At 26.9% G+C, this 23,197-nt stretch carries 17 protein-coding genes and 1 other RNA gene; 5 read left to right on the top strand and 13 right to left on the bottom strand.

Features of this window, described 5'->3' with window-relative positions:
- Positions 1-539 precede the first annotated feature (539 nt).
- The 6 genes from EXC44_RS00985 to smpB all read right to left on the bottom strand — a co-directional run bounded on the left by EXC44_RS00985 (position 540) and on the right by smpB (position 8,927).
- Positions 540-2,387 (bottom strand): hypothetical protein, encoded by a 1,848-nt coding sequence (locus tag EXC44_RS00985; protein ID WP_129621117.1) that lies wholly within the window; start codon positions 2,385-2,387, stop codon positions 540-542.
- A gap of 312 nt (positions 2,388-2,699) precedes the next feature.
- Positions 2,700-3,884, bottom strand: coding sequence for an IS30 family transposase (locus tag EXC44_RS00980; RefSeq protein WP_129621115.1), 1,185 nt, complete (start codon positions 3,882-3,884; stop codon positions 2,700-2,702).
- 180 nt (positions 3,885-4,064) lie between these two features.
- On the bottom strand, positions 4,065-7,301 hold the full coding sequence (locus tag EXC44_RS00975; protein WP_129621112.1) for a type I restriction endonuclease subunit R: 3,237 nt from the start codon (positions 7,299-7,301) through the stop codon (positions 4,065-4,067).
- 429 nt (positions 7,302-7,730) lie between these two features.
- Positions 7,731-8,036, bottom strand: coding sequence for an HNH endonuclease (locus tag EXC44_RS00970; RefSeq protein ID WP_129621108.1), 306 nt, complete (start codon positions 8,034-8,036; stop codon positions 7,731-7,733).
- Between the two features lie 78 nt (positions 8,037-8,114).
- Positions 8,115-8,485: a transfer-messenger RNA gene (ssrA, locus tag EXC44_RS00965) on the bottom strand.
- 4 nt (positions 8,486-8,489) lie between these two features.
- A complete protein-coding gene (smpB, locus tag EXC44_RS00960) occupies positions 8,490-8,927 on the bottom strand; it encodes an SsrA-binding protein (RefSeq protein WP_129621105.1) in 438 nt (145 codons plus the stop codon).
- A 224-nt stretch (positions 8,928-9,151) separates the two neighbouring features.
- Here smpB and EXC44_RS00955 point away from each other — a divergent pair, with 224 nt between their 5' ends.
- On the top strand, positions 9,152-10,978 hold the full coding sequence (locus EXC44_RS00955) for an MAG3090 family protein (protein ID WP_129621102.1): 1,827 nt from the start codon (positions 9,152-9,154) through the stop codon (positions 10,976-10,978).
- A gap of 82 nt (positions 10,979-11,060) precedes the next feature.
- Here EXC44_RS00955 and EXC44_RS00950 read toward each other — a convergent pair whose 3' ends face one another.
- The 5 genes from EXC44_RS00950 to argS form a co-directional block, all read right to left on the bottom strand.
- A complete protein-coding gene (locus EXC44_RS00950; RefSeq protein ID WP_129621099.1) occupies positions 11,061-13,007 on the bottom strand; it encodes a DNA topoisomerase subunit B in 1,947 nt (648 codons plus the stop codon).
- Between the two features lie 69 nt (positions 13,008-13,076).
- Entirely contained in the window at positions 13,077-13,667 is a 591-nt protein-coding gene (locus EXC44_RS00945) for a thermonuclease family protein (protein WP_129621092.1), read from the bottom strand.
- Between the two features lie 625 nt (positions 13,668-14,292).
- Positions 14,293-15,159 (bottom strand): class II fructose-1,6-bisphosphate aldolase, encoded by an 867-nt coding sequence (fba, locus tag EXC44_RS00940; RefSeq protein ID WP_120161021.1) that lies wholly within the window; start codon positions 15,157-15,159, stop codon positions 14,293-14,295.
- Between the two features lie 9 nt (positions 15,160-15,168).
- The gene (rpoE, locus tag EXC44_RS00935; RefSeq protein WP_120161023.1) at positions 15,169-15,435 is read right to left on the bottom strand and encodes a DNA-directed RNA polymerase subunit delta; all 267 of its coding nucleotides are present in this window, start codon (positions 15,433-15,435) and stop codon (positions 15,169-15,171) included.
- A gap of 90 nt (positions 15,436-15,525) precedes the next feature.
- A complete protein-coding gene (gene argS, locus EXC44_RS00930; protein ID WP_129621089.1) occupies positions 15,526-17,178 on the bottom strand; it encodes an arginine--tRNA ligase in 1,653 nt (550 codons plus the stop codon).
- Between the two features lie 66 nt (positions 17,179-17,244).
- On the opposite strand from argS, the gene EXC44_RS00925 reads away from it, so the two are divergent.
- From EXC44_RS00925 to EXC44_RS00910, 4 genes are all read left to right on the top strand, one after another.
- Complete coding sequence (locus EXC44_RS00925) at positions 17,245-18,465, top strand: class I tRNA ligase family protein (RefSeq protein ID WP_129621086.1); 1,221 nt, start codon at positions 17,245-17,247, stop codon at positions 18,463-18,465.
- 37 nt (positions 18,466-18,502) lie between these two features.
- Positions 18,503-19,216, top strand: coding sequence for a 23S rRNA (guanosine(2251)-2'-O)-methyltransferase RlmB (gene rlmB / locus EXC44_RS00920; RefSeq protein WP_129621891.1), 714 nt, complete (start codon positions 18,503-18,505; stop codon positions 19,214-19,216).
- Entirely contained in the window at positions 19,194-19,775 is a 582-nt protein-coding gene (locus EXC44_RS00915) for a hypothetical protein (RefSeq protein WP_129621083.1), read from the top strand. The genes rlmB and EXC44_RS00915 overlap by 23 nt, the downstream gene beginning before the upstream one ends.
- 146 nt (positions 19,776-19,921) lie before the next feature.
- Positions 19,922-21,109, top strand: coding sequence for a phosphopentomutase (locus EXC44_RS00910; protein ID WP_129621080.1), 1,188 nt, complete (start codon positions 19,922-19,924; stop codon positions 21,107-21,109).
- A 46-nt stretch (positions 21,110-21,155) separates the two neighbouring features.
- Here EXC44_RS00910 and EXC44_RS00905 read toward each other — a convergent pair whose 3' ends face one another.
- A complete protein-coding gene (locus EXC44_RS00905) occupies positions 21,156-21,863 on the bottom strand; it encodes a restriction endonuclease subunit S (protein ID WP_129621077.1) in 708 nt (235 codons plus the stop codon).
- On the bottom strand, positions 21,826-23,028 hold the full coding sequence (locus EXC44_RS00900) for a restriction endonuclease subunit S (protein ID WP_129621074.1): 1,203 nt from the start codon (positions 23,026-23,028) through the stop codon (positions 21,826-21,828). The genes EXC44_RS00905 and EXC44_RS00900 overlap by 38 nt, the downstream gene beginning before the upstream one ends.
- Positions 23,029-23,197: the final 169 nt, after the last annotated feature.

Raw genomic sequence — 23,197 nt, 5'->3', positions numbered from 1 at the left:
ATTTAAAAAATTAAAAATTTTTGCTCCTAATGGTTGGAATGATCAAGACAGTAATTACAGTAGCATAAAAGAAGGTGGAATGTTAGGTTATTAATAATGATCTTGATTATTTTAATTTTGGGCATTTTAATGGATGACTCGATAATAAAAAATTAAACAGAGCACTAAAATATCAAATAAAACTAATTTTACAAATATATTATCGTAAATTTAAAGGTATTAAACATAGCACCAGATATTGTGGCTCATGATTTTTTATCAAGAATTATTTACCATTTCTAAAAATAGAAAATAGAAATTAATAAATTAGAATGAAATTATGATACTACTAATTTTAATTACTTAATGAGTTTAACTAAATAATATAACTAAAATTAAAAAATATTAGTCATAAATATTAAATTTAAACTAAATTAAACCAGGTAACAAGAATATGTTACCTGGTTTAAATTTTAATTATGATAATTTACATTTTTTGTTGAAATATAAAAAATATTTGAAGAATTAAACATAGCAAAATTTTTAATTGTTTATTTAAGTTAACTATTAGTATTTACCATTTCAACTTTATCACTTGAAATGGTAAATTTATATTCTTTACCATCTAATAAATTATGTTTTTCTTCTTGAATATCTCATAGTTTTGTTAATGTATATGTTCCATTAGGTCATGGATAGTATGGAAACAGTTTAAATGTAACAATTCCATTATTATCATTTACAAATCTTGATTTTTCATTAGGAACACCATTTGTTGTGTCATCTGAGTATTGATTATTTTCGTTTCTTAATTCAAATTTAAAATCTTTATTTTTTAATTTTTCATATACTTCTTTTGTTGAAGTTATAGTTAAAATAATATAACTTCTATATCTATCATCTTTTGAAACTATAACAGATTCAACTTTAGTATTTGATTCAGCTAATTTTGGTTGAGGTTTAGTAGGTTCCTGAGTTTTTTGATTAGATTTATTTTCTCCTTGATTATTATCACTAGTATCTTCTTTTGTTTCTTGGGCTACTTGTTCAGTGCTATTACTTTTTGAATTATCTGAGTTGCTAGCTGTTCCAGATTGATCTGGAGCATCTGCTTGGGTTGATGAACTTGTTCCTTTGTTAGCATCACTTTGAGTATTTTCTTTGTTTTGTGTTGAGTGTGAATTTCCATCAGTATTTCCTCCTGATGTATCTTTATTATTTTGTGTATTGTTTTCATTAGGGTTGCTTGAATCAGGATTTTGAGTTTCAGTACTTTTGTTCTCTTCTTGTTTTGGTTGCTCTGTTAAAGGAGTAGTTTCTTTAGGAACTTGATTATTTTGCGTATCTTGAGAAGGCGCTGCAGGCTTAGCAGCAGGAATAGTTAATGAATCATAGTATTCTTTATTATCATATTTATAGGTGATTTTTAACACTCTAGTTTCAGTATTAAATTCTGCTATAAATCTTTTCTTTTGATTATTAACTGTTCCTTCAAGTTTAGCTACTTCAAAAGTTTCTTTTAGTTTTAAAAGAGCTGTCTCAGGTTTACCACCTGATCCTTGGATTGAAAGGTATACTTGTTGGTTTGTTTCATTAGTAGGACCATAAATTTGCATTTGTTTTAATCTTTGGTCATTCTTTTGTGCATCTTTTGCTAAATATTCTTTTAATAATTTATCAAATCTAGCTCCTAAGTCATCAGCTTCACTAAATTCAAATAAATTTAATGTCACAGGATTTGCTGGATCACCACCAAATTGATCAGTACCACCAAAGTTAGGTCCTGTGTTTCTTTGTGGTTGCTCAGCTTTACCAGTTCCTTGATTATTTTGAGCTTGCTCTTTTAGATCAGCAATTTTTGCAACTAGTTGATCTAATAATGTTTTTTCACTAGTTAATTTATCTTTAACATTTTGTTCAAGATTATTAAATGCATTTAAAGCATTATTAACATTAGTTTCATCCTCTAATGCAAGAGTATCTACTGTTTTAGCTAAAACAGTAGCATGAGTATTTTTAAAATTATTAGCTGCTGCTTCAGTTTGATCAGGAGCAGGTGCTGGAGCTGGTTTGTTTTGTGCTTGTTTAAGCTCCAAAATCTTAGCATTTAAATTATCTAATAAGGTTTTTTGGCTTGTTAAATTATTTTTAACAGCTTGCTGTAATGAGTTATAGGCACTTAAAGCAGCTGTAACCTTAGCTTCATCAGGTAAAGTTATATTACTTATAGTTTTATTTAAAACTTCGGAGTGAGTTGTTTTAAAACTATTTGCAGCTGTAACATTAGGATCAGGTTGAGGCGTAGGCTCAGGATCTTTTGGTTTTTGCTGTGAAGTACAACTTACAGCCCCTAAGGTTGTAATTGTTAAAATATTTGTTGTTATAAGTGTAAATTTACGTAATTTCATTATTTTTACCTCCATAATGAATTGTTGTATATATTTATGTAATTAAATTTAAAATAAATAAATTTATGTTTTCATACTAATTATATATATATATATTGGAAGTAAAAAGTTATGAAACTTGTAGTATGTTTTTTGGAAAAGTCACATGCGAGATATTAACAAAATAATTTCCTTCTAATTTTAACATAAATTTTACATAAAAAATGTATGCTAAAACAGAAAACACACTAGTGTTTTCTCGTCGGTTTTGCTTACTTTTTCAAAAGTAAGGCCCCCTTGATTGCAATCAAGGGCGGGGGATTTAAAAAATTTTTAGGTTATCTTATATTGCCGTACAACTTGTCGGTAGTTATTTATTTTATCCATCATATAATCAATTCCATGCTGAGAGTATTTATCAAAGCTTTTTCCTTTGGGAATGTAATACCTAATTAAGCGGTGCATATTTTCTATTGAACCTTTTTGTCATGAACTATATGGTTGGCATTTAAATAATCTTTCAGTTGGAATGACATGGTGTAATAAGACATTTTCACTACCATTATCAACTGTTAAAGTTTTAATGTCTAAGCTATGTTTCCTGATTAGTTTGAGAAGAGTTTGTTTTATAGCTTTGGAGTTACGTTTTGAGAGCATAGCATAAGACATTCTGGTTTGCCGTTCAATTATGGTTACAATACAATATGTATCATTGATTTTTCCAATAACGGTGTCTAATTCAAAATGACCATGTTCTAAGCCATCATTAATATAATCTGGACGTTTTGAAATTTCTGTTGCATATTTTAATGTTTTAGGTTTGGTTTGTTTTTGCTTCCGTGTTCCATATTTTCTTTCAGATTTTTTGACAATGTGGTCAAATTCAAGGAAATAAGGGTATTTTTTAATTATTTTATAAATTGTACTAGGTGAGGGAGCAAATTCATCAGGTGATATTTTTTTAAAAGAATTGACAAGGTATGTAACTGATTTCTTAACTTCTTTTTGAACTAAATTCTTTTTATTTCTATTTTTATTGTATGTATTAAGTTCACTATACCAATACTTTCTGTAGGCCTTTCATTTCTCTTTAATTGCATCACTTACAAAAAAGAGTCGCGAAAATGAATAGCCTAATAAATGTTCGTATAGCTTCGCAAAATTAAGAGTTTTAACGCTCATTACTCTTTTTAAGCACTTAGGACAAACATAGCGATTGTGTTTATCTAAACTCAATGGTCTGCAATTTGTAATAATTTCGATTTTACTTTTTATGCTTCGAATGTCTCTATCAAAAATCTTAGCTACTTCTTGGATTGAGAAGCCTTCAGAAGGTTCTTGTAAAATATTATAAAGTTGTTCTAGATCGATTTGGCTTATTCGTAATTTTCGTTGCGTCTCAAGTGCTCCTTGCATTTTCAAAATAGTGTTGTGATTCTCTTCAATTTTAAAATGTTGATATTCATTTTCTTTTCGATATTTGTCAAAAACACAAATATATTTTTCTAAATTTTTCATATAATTTTAAAGTTTCCTTTCATTTTTTAAAATTTATTAATACAACTATTTTATTACAAGGCAGACAAAAACAATGTCACATGCAAAAAACTTGCATGTGACATTTCTAATTAATAGAAACTTGTAGTATTAAGATTTATATTTATAAAAAAATATTTGGACTAAAAATCCAAATATTTTTTACCATTTGTAAAAATCATCCATATATTTTTCAATTTTTTCGTAAACTCTATACTTTCTTTCATTAAGATTTTTTACTGAACTACTAATAAATAGTGAGCCTTTTTCTTTAAACATTTTATCGAAGTTATCACCTTCCATTGATAATTTTCCTTCTCTTATAGCATCCTCAATAACAATTCTAACTTTATCAATATCTAATTTTTCTTCATACACAAGTAGATCTAATTTTTCTTTTTTTTCAACTTCAGAAAATTGGTTCCATTGTGTAGAAATATCTTTTGTTCCGTTAATACTTTCTAGGAATTTATAAATTAATTCACGTTTACTTCTAAGTGATTCTGAACCTTTAACAATGTCAATAATGTTGATTACTTCTTCTTTTGTTAAATTGCTTTGATCCGTTTTTTGTGCTAATAATGAAAGAATATAATCAATATTAACATCCTGCTGCCTGATTAAATCCATTTCAAAGATAATATCATCATCAATCTCTTCAATGATTTTATTAATATTTTCATTATCATTTCTTTGTTTTTGTCTTGCTTCAATATATTCTAAATATTGATCTTTATATTTATAATCATTAGTATGAAGGTTTAAGATATTTTCTCTATCTTTATCAGGTTCAAATCTTATATAGTTTGGATCAACAGTGGTTATACTTTCTTCATCTTGCTCTATGTTTAAATTATTATTTTGGCTGATTTCGTTATTTTGACTCTCAGGATTTAAAGTTATTTTATAAGAATTTGAGATTTGTTGTTCAGAGGAAGTAGGATCAACAATTATTTTATAATGTTCAAATGTAGAAACAATGTTAAGTAAACGTAAGTAAATATTATAATCGTTAATAAAGTCTCTTTTTAGTTCATTAGGAATATTGAGAATCCCATCATTTAAAGGGTATCTTTTATTTAATTTAGCACATATTTCACTAAATCCTATATTATAATTACCATTTTCATCGTTATAACCAAATCAATAATCACTTATTGGCCTTAATAAAATAATACCTTGAGCATCTTTATTAGAAAATAAAGATACAGCTTCTTCAACTTCTTTAGATAAATCTCGAAAACTTACAATATGTCCAAATTGTTTTACACTGTTGTAGATTCTGTTGGTACGTGAAAATGCTTGGATTAAACCATGCATTTTTAAATTTTTATCTAATCATAAAGTATTTAGAGTTTTAGCATCAAAACCAGTTAAAAACATATTAACCACAATTAAAATATCTAGTTTGTTATCTTTTGTGACTTTTGAAATATTTTTATAGTAATCATAGAAATTGTTAGAAACATCATATGAAGAGCCAAACATTTCATTGTAATCTTGAATTGCTGACTGTAAAAATTCTTTATCATTATCATTTAAGTTATTTGCATCTTCATTATTTTCTTCATTTTCAGACCCAGCATTGTATGAATAAATTATCCCAATTTTTATTCTATTATTTTTAGGCAATATTTCTTGTTGTTTTTTGAATTCTAAATAATATTTTTGGGCTGCTTCAATTGATTCAGCAGCAAAAATAGAGTTAAAGCCTTTTGTTTTAGTTTTAGAAGAACTCTTTTGATCTCTCTTAGTTTTGACATTAAAATTATCTAAAATATATTTTACTATATTGCTAATTCTTTGTGGATTTAATAATACTTTATGGTCAATTTTATCAACTTCTTTATCTTCAATAAAATCTTTAGCTTTCATAGTTGAAAAATAATCAACTTTAAATGGTAAAACGTTTTTATCATTGATAGCATCAACAATAGTATATGTATGTAATTTTTCGCCAAATAATTCTTCAGTTGTTTGTTTAAATGAAGTTTTTTCATCTTTAGACTTAGCATTTTCAACTAAAATAGGAGTACCAGTAAGTCCAAACATAAAGTAGTTTTTAAAATGTTTAACAATATTTTTATGCATTTTACCAAATTGAGAGCGGTGGCATTCATCAAAGATAAATACCACATTTTCTTTAAAAACAGGATGATTATATTCTCTTTCAATAAAATTTGACAATTTTTGAATTGTTGTTATTGTCAAGCGTTTATCTTTATCAGTTATTTCTAAATTTTGTTTCAAAGCATTAGTGCTCTTAGTAGCATTAGCTGAACCTTTTTGAAAATTATTAAATTCTTTTTCGGTTTGATGATCTAAATCTTTACGATCAACTACAAATAAAATTCGATCAATATTATCAAGTTTTGTAGCTAATTTTGCAGTTTTAAAAGAAGTTAGAGTTTTACCACTACCAGTTGTATGCCAAACAAAACCTCCAGATTTAGAAGATTCTAAGTTATTTAATTGACTTATTTTAATTTTATTAATAATTTTCTCAGTTGCTGCAATTTGGTATGGGCGCATAACTAATAAATCATTTTCAACGTTAAAAACACAATATTTAGTTAGTATATTTAAAATAGTATGCTTGGCAAAGAATGTTCTTGCAAAGCCTATTAAGTCTGCGATTTTATTATTTTTTAAATCTGATCAATATGAAGTAAATTGAAAAGATCCATACTTACTTCCTTTACTTCCGTGATTTTTCTCATTTTCAAGTTTTTGATATCTAATAGTATTTGAATAATATTTTGTATCCTCACCATTAGAAATAACAAAAATTTGAATATATCTAAATAAAGTATCTTTGTCTTCCCAAAAACGAACATTATGATAATTTTTAATTTCATTAAAAGATTTTTGAAGAGGAATACCTCTTTTTTTAAGTTCAATGTGTACAAGTGGCAAACCATTAACTAAAATAGTTACATTATGACAATATTTGTCTTTAGAAACTTCTTGGTCTCCATATTGGTTTATTATTTGTAATTTATTATTATAAATATCTTTTTTATCAATTAATTTAATATTAATATCTTTCTTTGTTTCTTGTTCTTGAAAGTTTTTAATATAGTCTTCTTGAATAGTTCTAGTTTCATTAATAATATTAATATTATCTTTCATTAAGATTTGTTGCTTATAAAATTTATCTCAATCAAAATCACTGAATTTATAGTTATTTAGTTGTTCAATTTTATTTCTTAAATTATTTACTAAAGTATTATTATCTTTGATTTCTAGATATTGGTAGGCTTGTTGTTGAAGTAAGTTAATAAATTCTTGGATTAATTCATTGTTTGACAATTGTTTAACTTTTTTGATATCATCTCGTTTGTATTCAGTAACTAATGTTCAATCATTTGTTTCTATAACAATATTATTTTTAGGCATTGTTTAATTCCTTTCTTTTTTATTATTATCAAAAAATTCATAGGTTTATTTCTTTTATTATGCTTTTATTTAAAAAGATATTAAATTCTTGTAAAATTGCTTACTATATTTTTAATATAACTTATATTATTATAACATATATATATTAAGAAGTTATTTATTAAAAAATAAATGAAAACCCCATCTTTTGAAAAGATAGGGTTATATATTTTGTTCTGTTAGAATGAATTATTCTTACAGATTTTTTTGTCATTTTAAGATTAATAATTTAATTTTTAATGGCTAGCTGAATTTTTCTGTAAACAAAAGGTAATTTGATAGTTTTATTTACAAAATAAGTGATTACACATATATATAGACATACAGTACATTAAGCACTTATATATATATATATATATAATGTTTGGGAATTAAGTGTTATTTTTTAATTTAGTTTTCTAAATTGTCATCTTCCGTTATTGTTTTAATTTGATAGGTTTTATTGTTTGAATTAAAAACAGGGAATTTATTAGACTTTTCGTCATTTGTTAAAATATGACAGATACAAAGATTGTCTCAATTATCAGTTCCGCCAAGACTTTTTGGATAAATATGGTCAATATTTCAACCATAATTTGAATTACGGTCATTGTAAGCTGCTTTTACGATTTTACAGCCTGTAAAATCTCAAGCTTCTTGTTTTTTGCCATATGTTTCAATTCAAAACTTTATTGCAGATTCATGATTTATTGTCATAATACCTCCTTTCTATAAAATATTAGTTTAAAACGAAGAAATAAAGAAGATTTTTCTTTGCTTGAATTAAGTTTAATTTGGTGGAGATAACGGGAGTCGAACCCGTGTCCACATGTAAATGCTTAGCTACTTCTACAGTTTAGGTTATTTTAATAATAATACAAGCAAAAAATAACCAAAACAACTTATATTATTTTGCTACTTTCATTATTAAGGCGCAAACTTAATAACTATCCTTATTAGACCTGTTTAATTAACGTAAGGAGCATTAATTAAACAACTTGCTAGCTAATAATTACGCAAAAGCAAGGTTTGCTTGTTGTTGGTACATACTTAATGTAGCAACTTTTTCTTCAGATTTTCCGTTTAAGAAAGCCTAGTAGGAATTATAGTCTCCCGCACTACTGCCATAACTAAGAACCCACACATGTCGAAACCATTATATCCCCATATTTAATAGTTTTTAAGGGTTTTTAAAATTCTTTTATCAGCTTCTTCTTTAGCAAGTTTCGCTCGCTTGTCATATTTTTTTAAGCCTCTAACTAAGGCTAGTTCTATTTTAATAGTAGATTCTTTATTAAAATAGAGTTTTAAAGGAATTAAAGTTAGAGGTTGAGATTCTAACTTAAATTTAAGCTTACGAATTTCATGTTTATGCATTAATAATTTACGATCCTTTGTTTCGTTACATTTTACTTGCATATATTGTTTAAAAAAAGCATCTTTTAATCATAATTCATTTTTATAAATTGAACAAAATGAATTAGTTAAAGAAACTTCTGCAGCCCTAGCACTTTTAACTTCTCAACCCTCAAGTGCTAAGCCTGCTTCAAATTTCTCTAAGATTTCATAATCTCGATATGAATTTTTATTAGTTGTGATTATTTTCATAAGTTATAAATAATTTTACTATATTTTTTAAAATATTTTTGGAAATAAAAATAAATACTTTAGGATTAAATACATAAAACTTATTTAGATTATTTTCAAACAAATATTATTATATTAAATAGAAAAAATGTTTTAAAATAATCTAAAAATGTTTATAATATTTTTGATTAAAATTAATCTTATTTATAATTTATTTTACTTAAAATACAAGGAGTAGTAAATATATGAAACGTATACTATGTGAGTATAAACCAAACTTAAACAAGCAATTTCCATGAGTATTAAGACATCCAAAGCTTAAAAATGCACTTGCTATTTTTAAAACTCGTAAAGATGCTTTAAATTGATTCTTATCTTTAAGATATGAATCATGAGCACAATTCCATACACCTAAAAAAATTTGGGGAGGACATGTTTATGGAGTTTTCAATAAAGACCAAGTATTAGAATATGAGCTTGAAGTTGAAAAATACGATGGTAAATTAGCTTATGATGATATTGCTAAAGAAATTCATTTAACTAAGTCAAATACAATTAACTTCTTTGAAGTTGAAAATCATTTAGCAACTTTAACACCAGATATTGATTTTAAAGTTTTAGAAGACCAAACTACATACTTCCCTGAAACTGATGATTTTGTACCACCAGTGAGAAAAAATTCTAAAGATGTTAAGATAGAAGAATTAACTAAAGAACTTAACTCTCTAGATGAATTACTTAAAAACTTAGATGGAAAATCTTCAAAAGAAATTGAAGAGCTTAAAAATAAACTTCAAGACAGCAATCATGACAAAGAAGCATTACTAAGAGAGATTCAAGAACTTAAAAATAGATCTTTAGAAACTAAGACTGTCGTTGAACAAAAAGTTCACGAAGTAGTTCGTGAAGTTCCTGTTTATATTGAAAAAGAAGTTTTAAGAGAAATTCCAGTAGAAATTATTAAAGAGGTTTTAATTGATCGCCCTGTTGAAGTTATTAAGGAAGTTCAAGTTGAAAAACCAGTTGAAATTATTAAAGAAGTAGAAGTAATCAAAGAAGTTATTGTTGAAAAACCAGTTGCAAGTGGTGAAGTATTTCGAGAAGTTCCTGTTTATATAGAAAAAGAAGTTTTAAGAGAAATTCCAGTTGAAGTATTTAGAGAAATTGAAGTAGAACGTCCTGTTGAAGTTATTAAGGAAGTTATTGTCGAAAAACCAGTAGAAATCATTAAAGAAGTTATTGTTGAAAAACCTGGTGCAACACAAATTACTTGTTCTAAAAATGACTGTGACAAAGTTAAATTTGTTTATTTCTATGAAGGATGTAAAACAACAAAACTACGTTCTTTAGCTTTATATGCTAAAAAACTTGAAAGAGTTGCAGTTTCATTTGATCATGAAGTAGTAACTTCTGAAAGAGACTTTAGAGAAATTGAAACTGAATTAAGAAATGTTTTAAATGCACAAAAATCATTAACAAATGAACTTTATGAACCTGAAGACAAAAAACTATTAAAATTAGTTGCTAAATCATTAGCATGATCTACCCAAAAATTAGCTAAAAAAGTTAAAGGTTCTAAAGATGTAGAGTATGGTGCTGAAAGCTTTGTATATTACAAAGAAAAAGCAGAAAATGCAAGATTAGCTCGTGTTGTGTCATTTGTTTTATATGGAAACAAACACGTTGCATTTGTTCCTGAAGCAGATTATAAATATGCTCTTGCGCAATCTTCATGCAAAAAATCACACTTCGTAGTTTTTGAATCATTTGAAACTATTGAAAAACTTGTTCCAAGTGTTCAAGTGCAAGAAGTAATTAAAGAAGTAGTGATTGAAAAACCAGTTGAAGTTGTTAAAGAAGTAGAGATCGTTAAAGAAGTTATTGTGGAAAAACCTATCGAAGTATTCAAAGAGGTAACTAAAGAAGTTATTGTTGAAAAACCAGTTGAAGCAGCTCCTACTAAAGATAATTGACCTGCAGGATTTTGAGCTCTTATCTTATATGCTTTAGGTTATGTAATCTTACTAGCTGTTGTAATTGTTTTAGCAATTTGATATTACAATGGATTTTAATTTTTACTAACAATACAAGTTATAACTTGTATTGTTTTTTTATTTAAATTTAATAAAAAAAGATATCCAAATTAATGAATATCTATAGATCGATGTTTTGGACATATTTTGCATTTTGTGAGATAAAATCACGGCGTGGTTCGACATTCTCACTCATTAAAGTTTCAAAGATTCTATCAGCACGATAAGCATCTTCAATTTGAACTTGTAACATTTTACGTTTCTCTGGCAACATGGTTGTTTCGCGTAGTTGCTGCGCATCCATTTCACCAAGACCTTTGTAACGTTGTATTGTGATTTTAATATTCGGATTTAAAGTTGCGATGATTTCATTTTTTTCTTTATCATTGAAAGCATAAAAACTGGTTTTATTTTGTTGTATTTTGAATAAAGGAGGTTGAGCAATATAAATAAATCCATATTCAATTAAAGGTTTAAAATATCTATAAAAGAAGGTTAATAATAAGGTTCTAATATGAGCTCCATCCACATCAGCATCGGTCATGATGATGATTTTATGGTATCTTAATTTGTTAATATTGAAATTACTTTCAAGACCAGCTCCCATTGCAGTAATTAAAGACATAATTTCTTCATTTTTAATGATGCTTTCAAGTTTTGCTCTTTCAGTGTTAAGAATTTTACCTTTAAGAGGTAAAATGGCTTGAAAGACTTTATCTCTTCCCATTTTAGCTGATCCACCAGCTGACTGACCTTCGACAATGAATAATTCGCATATTTCTGCATTTTTTGAAGAGCAAGGAGCAAGTTTACCAGGCATAGATCCTGTTTCAAAAGGAAGTTTTTTACGTTCTTTATCTCTAGCAGCTGTTGAGGCAATTCGTGCTTTACGAGCCATAGAAGCTTTTTCAAGAATTTTTTTAGCAACATTTGGATTTTCATTTAAGAAACGCTCAAAGACTTCTGAAAAGACTTCGTTAACTGCTTTTCTTGCATCTTTAGAACCAAGTTTCCCTTTAGTTTGTCCTTCAAACTGTGGTTCAGGGTGTTTAATAGAAATAACTGCTACAACACCTTCCACTAAATCATCTCTTGAAAATTTATCAGCTTCTGCTTTAATATAATTTTTTTCCAGGGCATAGTTATTAACTAAGCGCATAATTGCATCATAAAAGCCACTTAGGTGTGTTCCGCCTTCATGAGTTGAAATATTATTAGTATAAGAAATTAAATTTGAACGATAAAAATCATCTAAATATTGCATGGCAACTTCAATGCCAATATTTACTTCCTTTTTAGTTATTTCATGACGATAAATATAATTATTAGTTGCATAAATTATATCTGTAATTTTTGAAGATCTTTTAGTTAGCTCATTAACATAATCCACAATTCCATTATCATATTGATACTCAACATAACTTTCATCTCTTTGGTCTTGGACACTAATAAATAATCCTTTATTTAAATAAGCAATTTGACGTGCGTGATCTACAATTAAACTTTTATCAAATGGAATTTCTTCCATAATGGTGTAATCAGGAGCAAATTGTATGGTTGTTCCTGATTCATTTCCTTGGTAACTATCAATAATATGGATGCTTTGAATAGTTGCCCCTCCATTAGCAAATTGTGCATAATATACATTTCCATCACGTTTAACTCATGCCTCAAGCTTGGAGCTTAAAGCATTAACAACACTAGCGCCAACACCATGAAGCCCACCACTAACTTTATAAGCTCCTGATTCAAATTTACCACCAGCATTTAACTTAGTTAAAACCACTTCTAAAGCACTAATGCCAAATTGTGGGTGAATGCCAACTGGAATACCACGTCCGTTATCTTGAACTCTAATTTGATTATCTTTAGTTATTGTAATTTGAATTTTGTTAGCAAAGCCAGCCATGGCTTCATCAACTGAGTTATCAACTATTTCTCATACTAAATGGTGCAATCCGGCTTTTGATGTTGAGCCAATATACATTCCAGGACGTTTTCTAACGTGTTCCAAACCTTCTAAATGAGCAATAGCAGATGCGTCATAATTTTGTCTTTTATCATTCATTTAAGCCTCCTAAATATTAATTATTATCATTTTATAATATATAATATATATTATAACAAATAATAATAATTATGTTAATTTTTTGTAAAATACTTGGCTTATAGGGTGTTTTCAAAACCCTTTTTGCTTACTACTTGCCACTTTTTCTATTTCTAAGATAGTTTTATAATATTCAAATTGATCTTTAGTTTGAGTATAGAAAGCTTTTTTAGGACTTTCTGCTTGGATAAATGCAACTCTTGCCAAACCTTCATAAATTAATCAAGAATTAATTAATGAATTAGATGAATAATTAAAAGGCTCATTATAATAAACTAAAGCAACTGTTCTTTTATATGTATCTTTAGTAATTCTTTGAATATAAATCTTTGAATTATTTTGAATTTTAGTAATAAGCTTGCGCTTAGCAAGTTTAGCATATTGATCTTCATATTTAGCTAATTGTTCATCATTGTAACGAGGTTTTAAAGTTTCAGGAGTATCAACACCATATAACCTAATAATTTCTTTTTGATTATCTTTATTTAAAATTTCTATCGTATCTCCATCAGTTATTTTTAAAACTTTTATTTGTTCATAGTTTTGGCTTGCAAGATTAAAAGAACACGAGAATAAGCTAAAATTAAAAAAAATAAAAACAAAACTTAATAGTTTTTTCATATTTATTTGTTAAGATTTAGTTTACAAATAACTAAAATAATACAAAAAAGATAAAAAAGCTCGCGGACAATCTTAGAGAGATTTGTAGTTTAAATTTATTTATGTTTTAAATATAAATTATTGCATTAGTTTTCTAAGGTATTCTTGTAATTTAAACAATTAGTATCACTTTTATACTTAAGTTATTTTACATTAATTTCATATTGTTTAGCGTTGTGAATATTTTTCACCTGTAATTTTTATATCAATTGAGCTTGAAGATCATACAAGCTTGTTAAATGCACTAAAGTAATTTTATTATTACAATATAATGGGGTAGTAAGTGTTTATTTGTTTAAGTTTAGAGGATATAATCAAATAATTTTATAAACATCTTGGTTATTTAAATATAGCTTAGTAAACAATTCTTTGTTTTTTTTAATTCGTCATTAAAATCATTAAGTATACAATGGGCAGAAATATTAGGATTTTGTCCAAATATTTCTGCTATGTCTATGTTAAAATAATTTCTTATTATGTTTATAGTTCTTATAGGTAAGTATGAAATTTTTTTTATAGAGCTTTTTGCTTAATTAAACAAAAAAAATATTTGGTAACACCAAATATTTTTTAATTTAAATACTTATTAAGCTTTATTATTTGAACCAAACTCGTGGATTTTTTGTTTTACAGTTTCGCACATTGCCTCAAATCCTGGTTTATATAACTTACGAGGATCAAAGTTTTTACCTTCAAGGTCTTTATTGCTTAAAATAAATTCTCTAAGCGCTTTGTGATTTGCTTGTTGTAATTCTGTATTAACATTAATTTTAGTTACTCCAAGACTAATAGCTTTTTTAATTTGATCAATTGGAATCCCGCTTCCCCCGTGAAGCACAATTCCAATTCCTGCTGCTGCAGAAATTTCTCTTAGTTTATCAAAATTTAATGATTTTCATGATTCAGGGTATGGACCATGAATATTACCAATTCCTGCTGCTAGAACATCAATTCCAAGTTGAGCTATTTTACTTGCTTCATTTGGATCTGCGAACTCACCATCACCAACAATTCCATCTTCTTCACCACCAATAGTACCAACTTCAGCTTCAAAAGACATATTTCTTTCATTTGCTAAAGCTAATAATTCTTTGGTTTTTGCATAGTTATCTTCAAATGGGAAATGAGAACCATCAAACATTAGTGATGTATATCCATCGGTTTTAATAGCTTGTTTTGCACCTTCATATGACCCATGGTCTAAGTGAAGCGCTACTGGTATAGTAATGTTTAAATCATTAATTAAACCTAAAACCATACCACTAACTGCATTAAATCCTCCCATGTATTTAATTGCACCTTCGCTTGTTGCAAGAATAAGAGGTGATTTCTCTTTTTCAGCAGTAATTAATGCAGCTTTTGCTCATTCTAAGTTGTTAATATTAATGTGCGGAATTGCATAATGTCCATTTTTTGCTTTTTTAAGCATTTCTCTTGCGTTTACTAATGCCATAAATATCTCCTAAAAATTTTTATGTCTAGCACTTCATGTGCCATCTTCATTTCTTAAAAATGTTTTGTCTACACTTAATAGACGGTATAATTCACCCATTTTACGTTCTCTGATTTGCTCATATGAGTTATCGTCACTTTTAAATAAAAGTCTTTTAATTCAAAGATCATTGAGTTCTTCTTCAACTTTGTCAAAGATTTGATAGAACTCAAAAGCTTGGTTAGGGTTATCTAAAACAAATTTACTTGCTACTTCGAGCATAGTTGTATTTTTCATCTTGAGCCTTTCGAATTGAATTATATTGTATATTAATTAAATCTCTTTAGTAGTACTATTATATATGAAAAATTTACAAATTTAAGTATTTTACATTAAATTTGGAGCAGATACTCCAAGCAGGTTTAATCCAAGTCTTAAAACAATTTGAACTGATAAAACTAAAGCGCTGTAATATGTTTCTTGTGGGTGGTTAATTAAACGAGTTTGAGCATAAAAACTATTAAATAAATTTGTTAAATTTATTAAGTATTGAGTTAATAAATTCACCTTTGAAGTTTTTACAATTGTTGCTAATAAATCTGGAAATTCATCTAAGGCTAAAATAACTTTGCGTGCTTTTGGAGTTACAGAATTATTTAGATCAAGTAAGAAAGGTTTTAAATTATTTCTTAATGAAACAGTCCGAGCATGTGCATATTGCACATTATAAACTGGATTACTTGTATCCATTAAATTAGCTTGGTCAATATTAAAATCATATTGACTGCTAATTTCTCTTGTTAACATTCCAAATCTAATTGCATCACTTTTAGCTACTTCTAATAAATCAGTTAAAGTAACACTTGTTCCAGCGCGCTTAGACATTTTAAATTCTTGACCATTTTTTAATAATCTAACTAGTTGCATAATTAAAATATCAATTTTAGCTTGGTTATAACCTAGAGCTTGTAAGGAAATTTTCATTCTTGCAACATAGCCAGAATGATCAGCTCCCCAAACATTGATTAAGCGATCAGATTTTTTCAACTTTGTTTCATGGTAAGCAATATCAGGAGTTAAATAAGTATATTTACCATCATTTTTAATTAACACCCGATCTTTATCATCACCAAACTTAGTTGTATTTAAAAATAAAGCTTGATCTTTAATATATGTATGTAGTTTTAATTTTTCTAAAACGGGGTTTATTAAATTATTTTCAGTTAATGCTTTTTCACTTGAAAAAGTATCAAAGGTAACATTAATTCTTGCTAAATCAGATTTAATTCTTTCTAATAAAATATTAGTAGCAAGCGATTTTAATTCTTCTTGCTTTGAATTAAAATCATTTAAAAAATAATCATGATATTTAGCTTTAATTTCTTTAGCAACTCATATGATATCTTCACCATGATATGAATCTTGCGGCATTATTTCATTAAAGCCAAAAAGTTCTTTGTAACGAATTAAAACCGAATTAGCTAAAATATTGATTTGATTTCCTGCATCATTAACATAATATTCTGCTTCAACTTCATGCCCTGCATGTCTTAAGATTCTAATTAATGAATCTCCAAATATTGCCCCTCTTACATGTCCAACATGTAAAAATCCTGTTGGATTTGCTGAAACATATTCCACATTAATTTTTTCTTTTTTTACAAAGTTAGCCCCATATTTCTTGTTTGTTATAATAATGTTTTTTAAAATATGGTTTAAAACAGAATTTTTTAAAACAAAGTTTACAAATCCTGGAGTTGTTACAAAAACTACTTCAAATAAATCTAATTTCTCTAGTTTAAGTTTTAAATCATTAGCAATATTTAAAGGTGAAGTTTGCTTATATTTTTTTAAAATAAAAGCTAAATTAGTTGAAAAATCAAATTTAATTTCTGAGCCTAATTTTTCTTTTGGAATATTAGGCTCAGAAAGTAAGAAAACTAAATCATCTACTTTAAAAGCTGTATCAAAATAATTATTATTTTGTAATTCTAAAACAACTTGTTTTAAAGAATCTTTAATTTGATTAGTGAGGTTCATTTTGCTCCTTAAATTTCTTTTTATTATATAAATTGTATTAAATTTAAAAATATTTATAATATAAATATGTTAAAAGTTTATTTATGTGGCCCAACTGTATACAATTATGTCCATATTGGAAACTTACGGCCAATTATTTCTTATGATCTAATGCTTAAAGCAGCTAGGGCTTTAGATATTAAATTTAAATTCATTCATAATATTACTGATATTGATGATAAAATTATTGCTAAAGCCCAAAGTGAAAATTTATCTGAAGCAGAAGTTGCTCAAAAATTTAGCAAAGATTATATAAATTTATTAGTTAAATTTAATGTTGATACCATAACTAATTTAGAGTTTGTTACTCAAAATTTAGATTATATTAATAATTTTATCGCTAAGTTAGTTGATAATAATTGTGCATATGAGTTAGATAATAATATTTGGTTTAATACTTGAAAATATCAAAATATTTATGGAAATATTTCAGGTCAAAAGCTTGAGCATATGGCTTTTGAAGCTAGTAATTTTATTAAAAACAATCAAGCAGATTTTGCTTTATGAAAAAAAACTGATTCAGGAATTAAGTATACTTCAAGTTTTGGACAAGGAAGGCCAGGATGACATACTGAATGTGTTGCTTTAATTGAAAAACATTTTCGCAAGCAAGGTGTTGATTTGCATGGTGGTGGCATGGATTTAACTTTCCCACACCACGAAAATGAAAATATTCAATTTTATGCACTTTATCATAAAAACTTAGCTGCTAAATGACTTAGAAGTGGGCAAATTAATTTAAATAATGTGAAAATGTCTAAATCATTAAACAATATTATTTTTGCAAATGATTTTATCAACAAATATTCGCCAGATCATTTTAAATTAATTTTACTCCTTAATTCATTTACTTCAATTATTAATTTAGATGATAATTTAATTAATAATGTCGAAATTCTTTTAAAAAGAATTACTAAAATATATTTTAATGAAAAGCTTGCAAATTTAAAGTCAAATAATTATAACCAAGAAATTTACTTAAATTTAATGCAAAATATTTATCAACTTAAATTTGCTACTTTTATCAAGACAATTAATGATTTAATTAAAGAAATTAATTTAAATCAAGATATAATTTTAATTAATACTTTAATTAAAGCTTTTGATACTCTTGGATTTGATTTTAAGAAATTAGATTTTGATAAATATGCTAAAATCTATTGAAAGTGGCAAACTTTACTTAAAGCTAAAGAATATCAAAAAGCTGATGAGCTAAGAGCAGTTTTACGAGCAAAAAAATTAGTATAAAGGTGAACTAAAAATGGGAAAAATTCAATCAAGAAATATGAGAGAATTAATAGTGTGTGGAAAAAATTCTGTTTTAGACGCAATTCAAAACAAGATGAAAATTTCAAAAATTTTTATTTCAAATAAAGAAAATTTGAAATTATTTAGTGACATAAATTTAAATATTGAAGTTAAAGATCAAAGTTTTTTAAATAAGTTAACTCAAGATAACCACCAAGGTTTTATTGCCATTCTTGATTCTTTAAACTACCGTGATCTTGAATTTTTAATTAAACATAAACCAAAGATTGTTTTAGTTTTAGATAAAATTCAAGATCCACACAATTTAGGAGCAATTATTAGGAGCGCCAACGCAGCGGGTGTAAAAGATGTTATTCTTCCTAAAGAGAATGCTGCTTCAATTAATTCAACAGCTCTGAAGGTTGCTTCTGGTGGCTTTGTTGGAATTAATTTTTACAGAGTTAATTCATTATCTGCAACTATTACAAAATTAAAAAAAGCTGGTTATTGAAGCTATGCAAGTGCATTAGATAAATCAGCTACTCCGCACACAAAAACAATCTACAATAGCCCAACTATCATTGTAGTTGGCAACGAAGGGGAAGGAGTTTCAAAAAGTGTTTTATCAGTTTGTGACTCTAAAATTTATATTGATCAAAAAGGTACTGTTCAATCATTAAATGTATCAGTAGCAACTGGTATTTTACTTTTTGATTATCTAGCTAAAAATGAACAAGATATTTATAAATAAGTTAAATCCAAAGCTAACTTTATTTTTACAATTACAAGGCAAAAAAATAATTAGTGCAAATAATTTAATTAATTGGTTTGATAACTTATATTATGAAAGAATTCGTAATTTAGTTTGAAAAATTTATTGATTATATGGAAAATATAACATAGAAATTGATGAAATTAGAAACCAACTTTTTATGGTTTTTTTAGAAATGTTATACCAGGATTTAATTGAAGATATTGATAATTACGAAGCTTGGTTTTGAAATACTTTAAAACTTAAAACACAAAATTACTTCAACAAGCTTTATAATTCTCAATATAAATTTGAATCAAACTTAAGCTATAACCAAATGAATTTACATGAATTAAATTTAAAACTTAAACGTGAATATAATATTTGAAATGGCACATATCAAACAATTGATGATATGAAAAAATATATTAGCCCAGAAGAATACGAATTTTTACAAAATAAGATTAATTTTAAACACACAAGGCTTTCAACGTGAAAGCAAAAAGAAATGATTCAAGCTATTAAAAATAAACTTAATAGCATTTCATTTTTTAACTAACACAAGAACACAAAAGGCTTAATAAAGATTAAGCCTTTTTCCTTTTCTTATTTTAGCCTTTATCTTTTGTTTTTTTGCAAAAGGAGTAAAATATTATTAAATATCGCTACTGGTATTTTTTAATAATCAAAATTTAGGAGATTTATATGTCAAAATTTAAAAGAATTTTTATGATCGTTACAGATGGTTTAGGAATTGGTCCAGACCGTGATCAAAAAACATTTGGTGATCATGGTGCTAATACTATTAGATCAGCATCAATGGTTGAAGAATTTAAAATTGATACTTGGAAAAAATTAGGAATTGGTAATATTACTGATTTAAATGGAAATTATCATGTAGCTAAACCTTTAGCATACATGGCAAAAGTCCAAGAAGTATCTAATGCAAAAGATACATTAGCTGGCCATTGAGAAATGATGGGAATAAAAACCTTAGTTCCATTTCCGACTTTTACTGAAACAGGGTTCCCAGAAGATTTAATAGCTGAATTATCAAAAGCTTGAGATGGGCGTCCAATTGTTGGAAATAAATCTGCTTCAGGAACAGATATTATTAATGAATTAGCTCATGAAGAAAAAGAACGGGGAGCAATTATTGTTTATACTTCAAATGACTCAGTCTTACAAGTTTGTGCTCATGAAGAATGAACAGGTTTAGATAATTTATATAAATATGCTAAAGCAGCTAGAGAAATTTGTTCATCACGTCCTGAGTGAAATGTTGGACGGATTATTGCCCGTCCTTATGTGGGTGATTTTGGTAATTTCACTCGTACTTTTAACCGCCATGATTATGCTAATAAACCAAGAGAAATGATTTTAAATCGTCTGCAAGAAAAAGGTGTTGAAGTTATTTCGATTGGTAAAATTAATGACATTTTTGTAGGACAAGGAATTACTACTCACTATCCAAGTGAAGGTGATGCTAACGGAATGGATATTACAATTGATTTAGCTACTAAAGGTGGTGAAAATAAATTTATTTTCACTAATTTAGTTCAATTTGACTCACACTATGGACACCGTAGAAATGTTCGTGGATTTGCTTCAAATATAGCAACTTTAGATGATAAATTAGGTAAATTAATTAATGCTATGAACGAAGATGATTTATTAATTATGACTTCAGACCACGGAAACGACCCATTATATCCTGGATTTAATCATACTAGGGAATTTTTACCAGCGACTATTTTTTCAAAATCATTTACTAAACCAAAAGTTTTACCTAACTTTGAAGGTTTAGGAACACTTGGAAATATTGTTGCTCGAAACTTTGGTGTTGAGATTGTTTCGGAAACCGGAGACGACATTTTTGATAAATTGATTTAATAATTAAAACCACGCAATGCGTGGTTTTAATATCTGGATGTTTATTTTAACTTACCTTATTAAAACTTAAAAGTTTATTTCGATAATATTCATATTGTTTTTGCTGAAGGTTTATTTCAGCCGGTAATCCCTTAGTTAAATCATTTGTTAAGTCAGAGAAATTGTCTAAGATTGCAACAATTTTGTTTTGGATGTCAAGGGAAGGGATAGGGATAAGTATTTCTAAGATATCAGGCATATAGGGATGTTGAATGCCTGCACCTCTGTAATATGATGCTATTAGATCTAATTTATTATTTAAAACATAAAATAAATATTTTATGTTTAGTTCATTATTATCTTTAGCAATAGCAATAACATTTCCTCCAGTAATAAATTTACCTTTATAATATTGCACTAATGCATTACCACCAGTAGGAAGGTAAATAACTTCTCCTTTATCAACATATTTGTCAACTTTTGCTTCGTTAGCAAATATGTTAGTTTTATTTGTAGTTAAAATTTTGATTGTTCCATCTTGAGAAGTTAAATCTTTAAGTTCTTTAGCACTAAAGTATTTTTTATATTTAATGATTTTTTCTTGTTTACTTAGATCAACTTCTTGAAACTTTTTGTTTCATGTTGTTATTTCTCATAAATGTTTGGTTTGGATTTTATACCCATAACTAACTAAATCCAAACCAAAGACATATTCAAGTAATTTATTTAATCCAGAATTATCGTCTCTCTCTCTCTCTCTCTCTCATAATATCATCTATATTAAATGATAATAAGAGATTGCGATAATATTCATATTGTTTTTGTCTTAATTGTATTTCAGAAGGCAGGCCAATTTTGAGATCTTTACATATCTTTTCAAAATTGTCTAAAACTTCCGCAATTCTGTCTTGTACTGGAAGGGGCGGGATGGGTACACTGAATTCTTGTAAAATTGGAAGTGTAATATATGATATTACTCCATTTAGTGATTTTTGGCTAATATAATCCTTAAAGGAATTATTTATGTAATGCAATAAAAATTTAGGATTTACTTCAATAAAATTATGTAAAACATAAGTCCTTTGATATGCATTAAATTTACCATTATAATAATTTGTATGTCCTATATTACCATTACCAGAAAGCAAGATGGCCTCAGTATCAAAAGCATATTCATTAATAGAATATGGTTTTGCATGACAAGTAAAAAATGGATATATTCCTCCATCAACTGCATCTTTAGCATTCAATTTACCAGTTGTTATTGAACATAATTCTTTTAGTGGTTTATACTCAACCTTAACTTTTGAATCATCAAAAGATAAAAGTTTATCCCTATAATATTCATATTGTTTAATTCTGTCCTTAAGCTCTGTTGTAAGCTCTGTGAAATTGTCAAGAATTTTGACAATTTCGTCTTGGATCGCGCGGGGTGGGATTATAATTTTTAAATCCATAAAATCTACTTTTGAGATATAAAATCTTGTTGCACCTCTTACAACATTATTTACTTGCTTTCTGGAATAATCACTTCTTAAGTAATAGTTAATAAAAGTAGTATTAATTTGGTCTTTAAATTCATCTTTTAACCTAAGACCAAATAAGTGATCATCTAAAAAGACATTTTCACTTATTTGGTCTTCGATAACTGAAGACATAGCACATTCATCACGAGTTTCTGAAGCAGAAGTTAATAATATATCACCTTTTTTTAAAGTATTTTGTTTAAAGTTTTTAACTGTTGCTTTTTCTAATTTACTAACATCAATTTTTATATTTTTAAAAGCATTTTTAAAATCTATAAATTTACAATTGCCGTGTTCTTTTCATTTCTGTGACACTCCAGCCATTCCATTAAAGTAACTAAAAATTTCATTAAGTTTTACTTCTTTTACCCCACCAGGACATAATTTATCTATTAGTGTTTCTATTTTATTCATAATCTTTCCTTAATATATTATCATATTATAGCAATGTTTTATAAATATATGTTAGAAATAAAATACGATCTTTATAAAAGTTGAAAAACATACTGCATTTTAAAAATACACTATTTAATTTTTTCCTTTATTAGTTCTTTAGTTGTATTTTTATAAAAATTAACTATAA

Source organism: Mycoplasmopsis bovirhinis (assembly GCF_900660515.1).
Classification (GTDB): domain Bacteria; phylum Bacillota_I; class Bacilli_A; order Mycoplasmatales; family Metamycoplasmataceae; genus Mycoplasmopsis; species Mycoplasmopsis bovirhinis.
The sequence above is the reverse complement of the archived record's forward strand: the minus strand, read 5'-3'. Positions and strand labels throughout refer to the sequence as shown.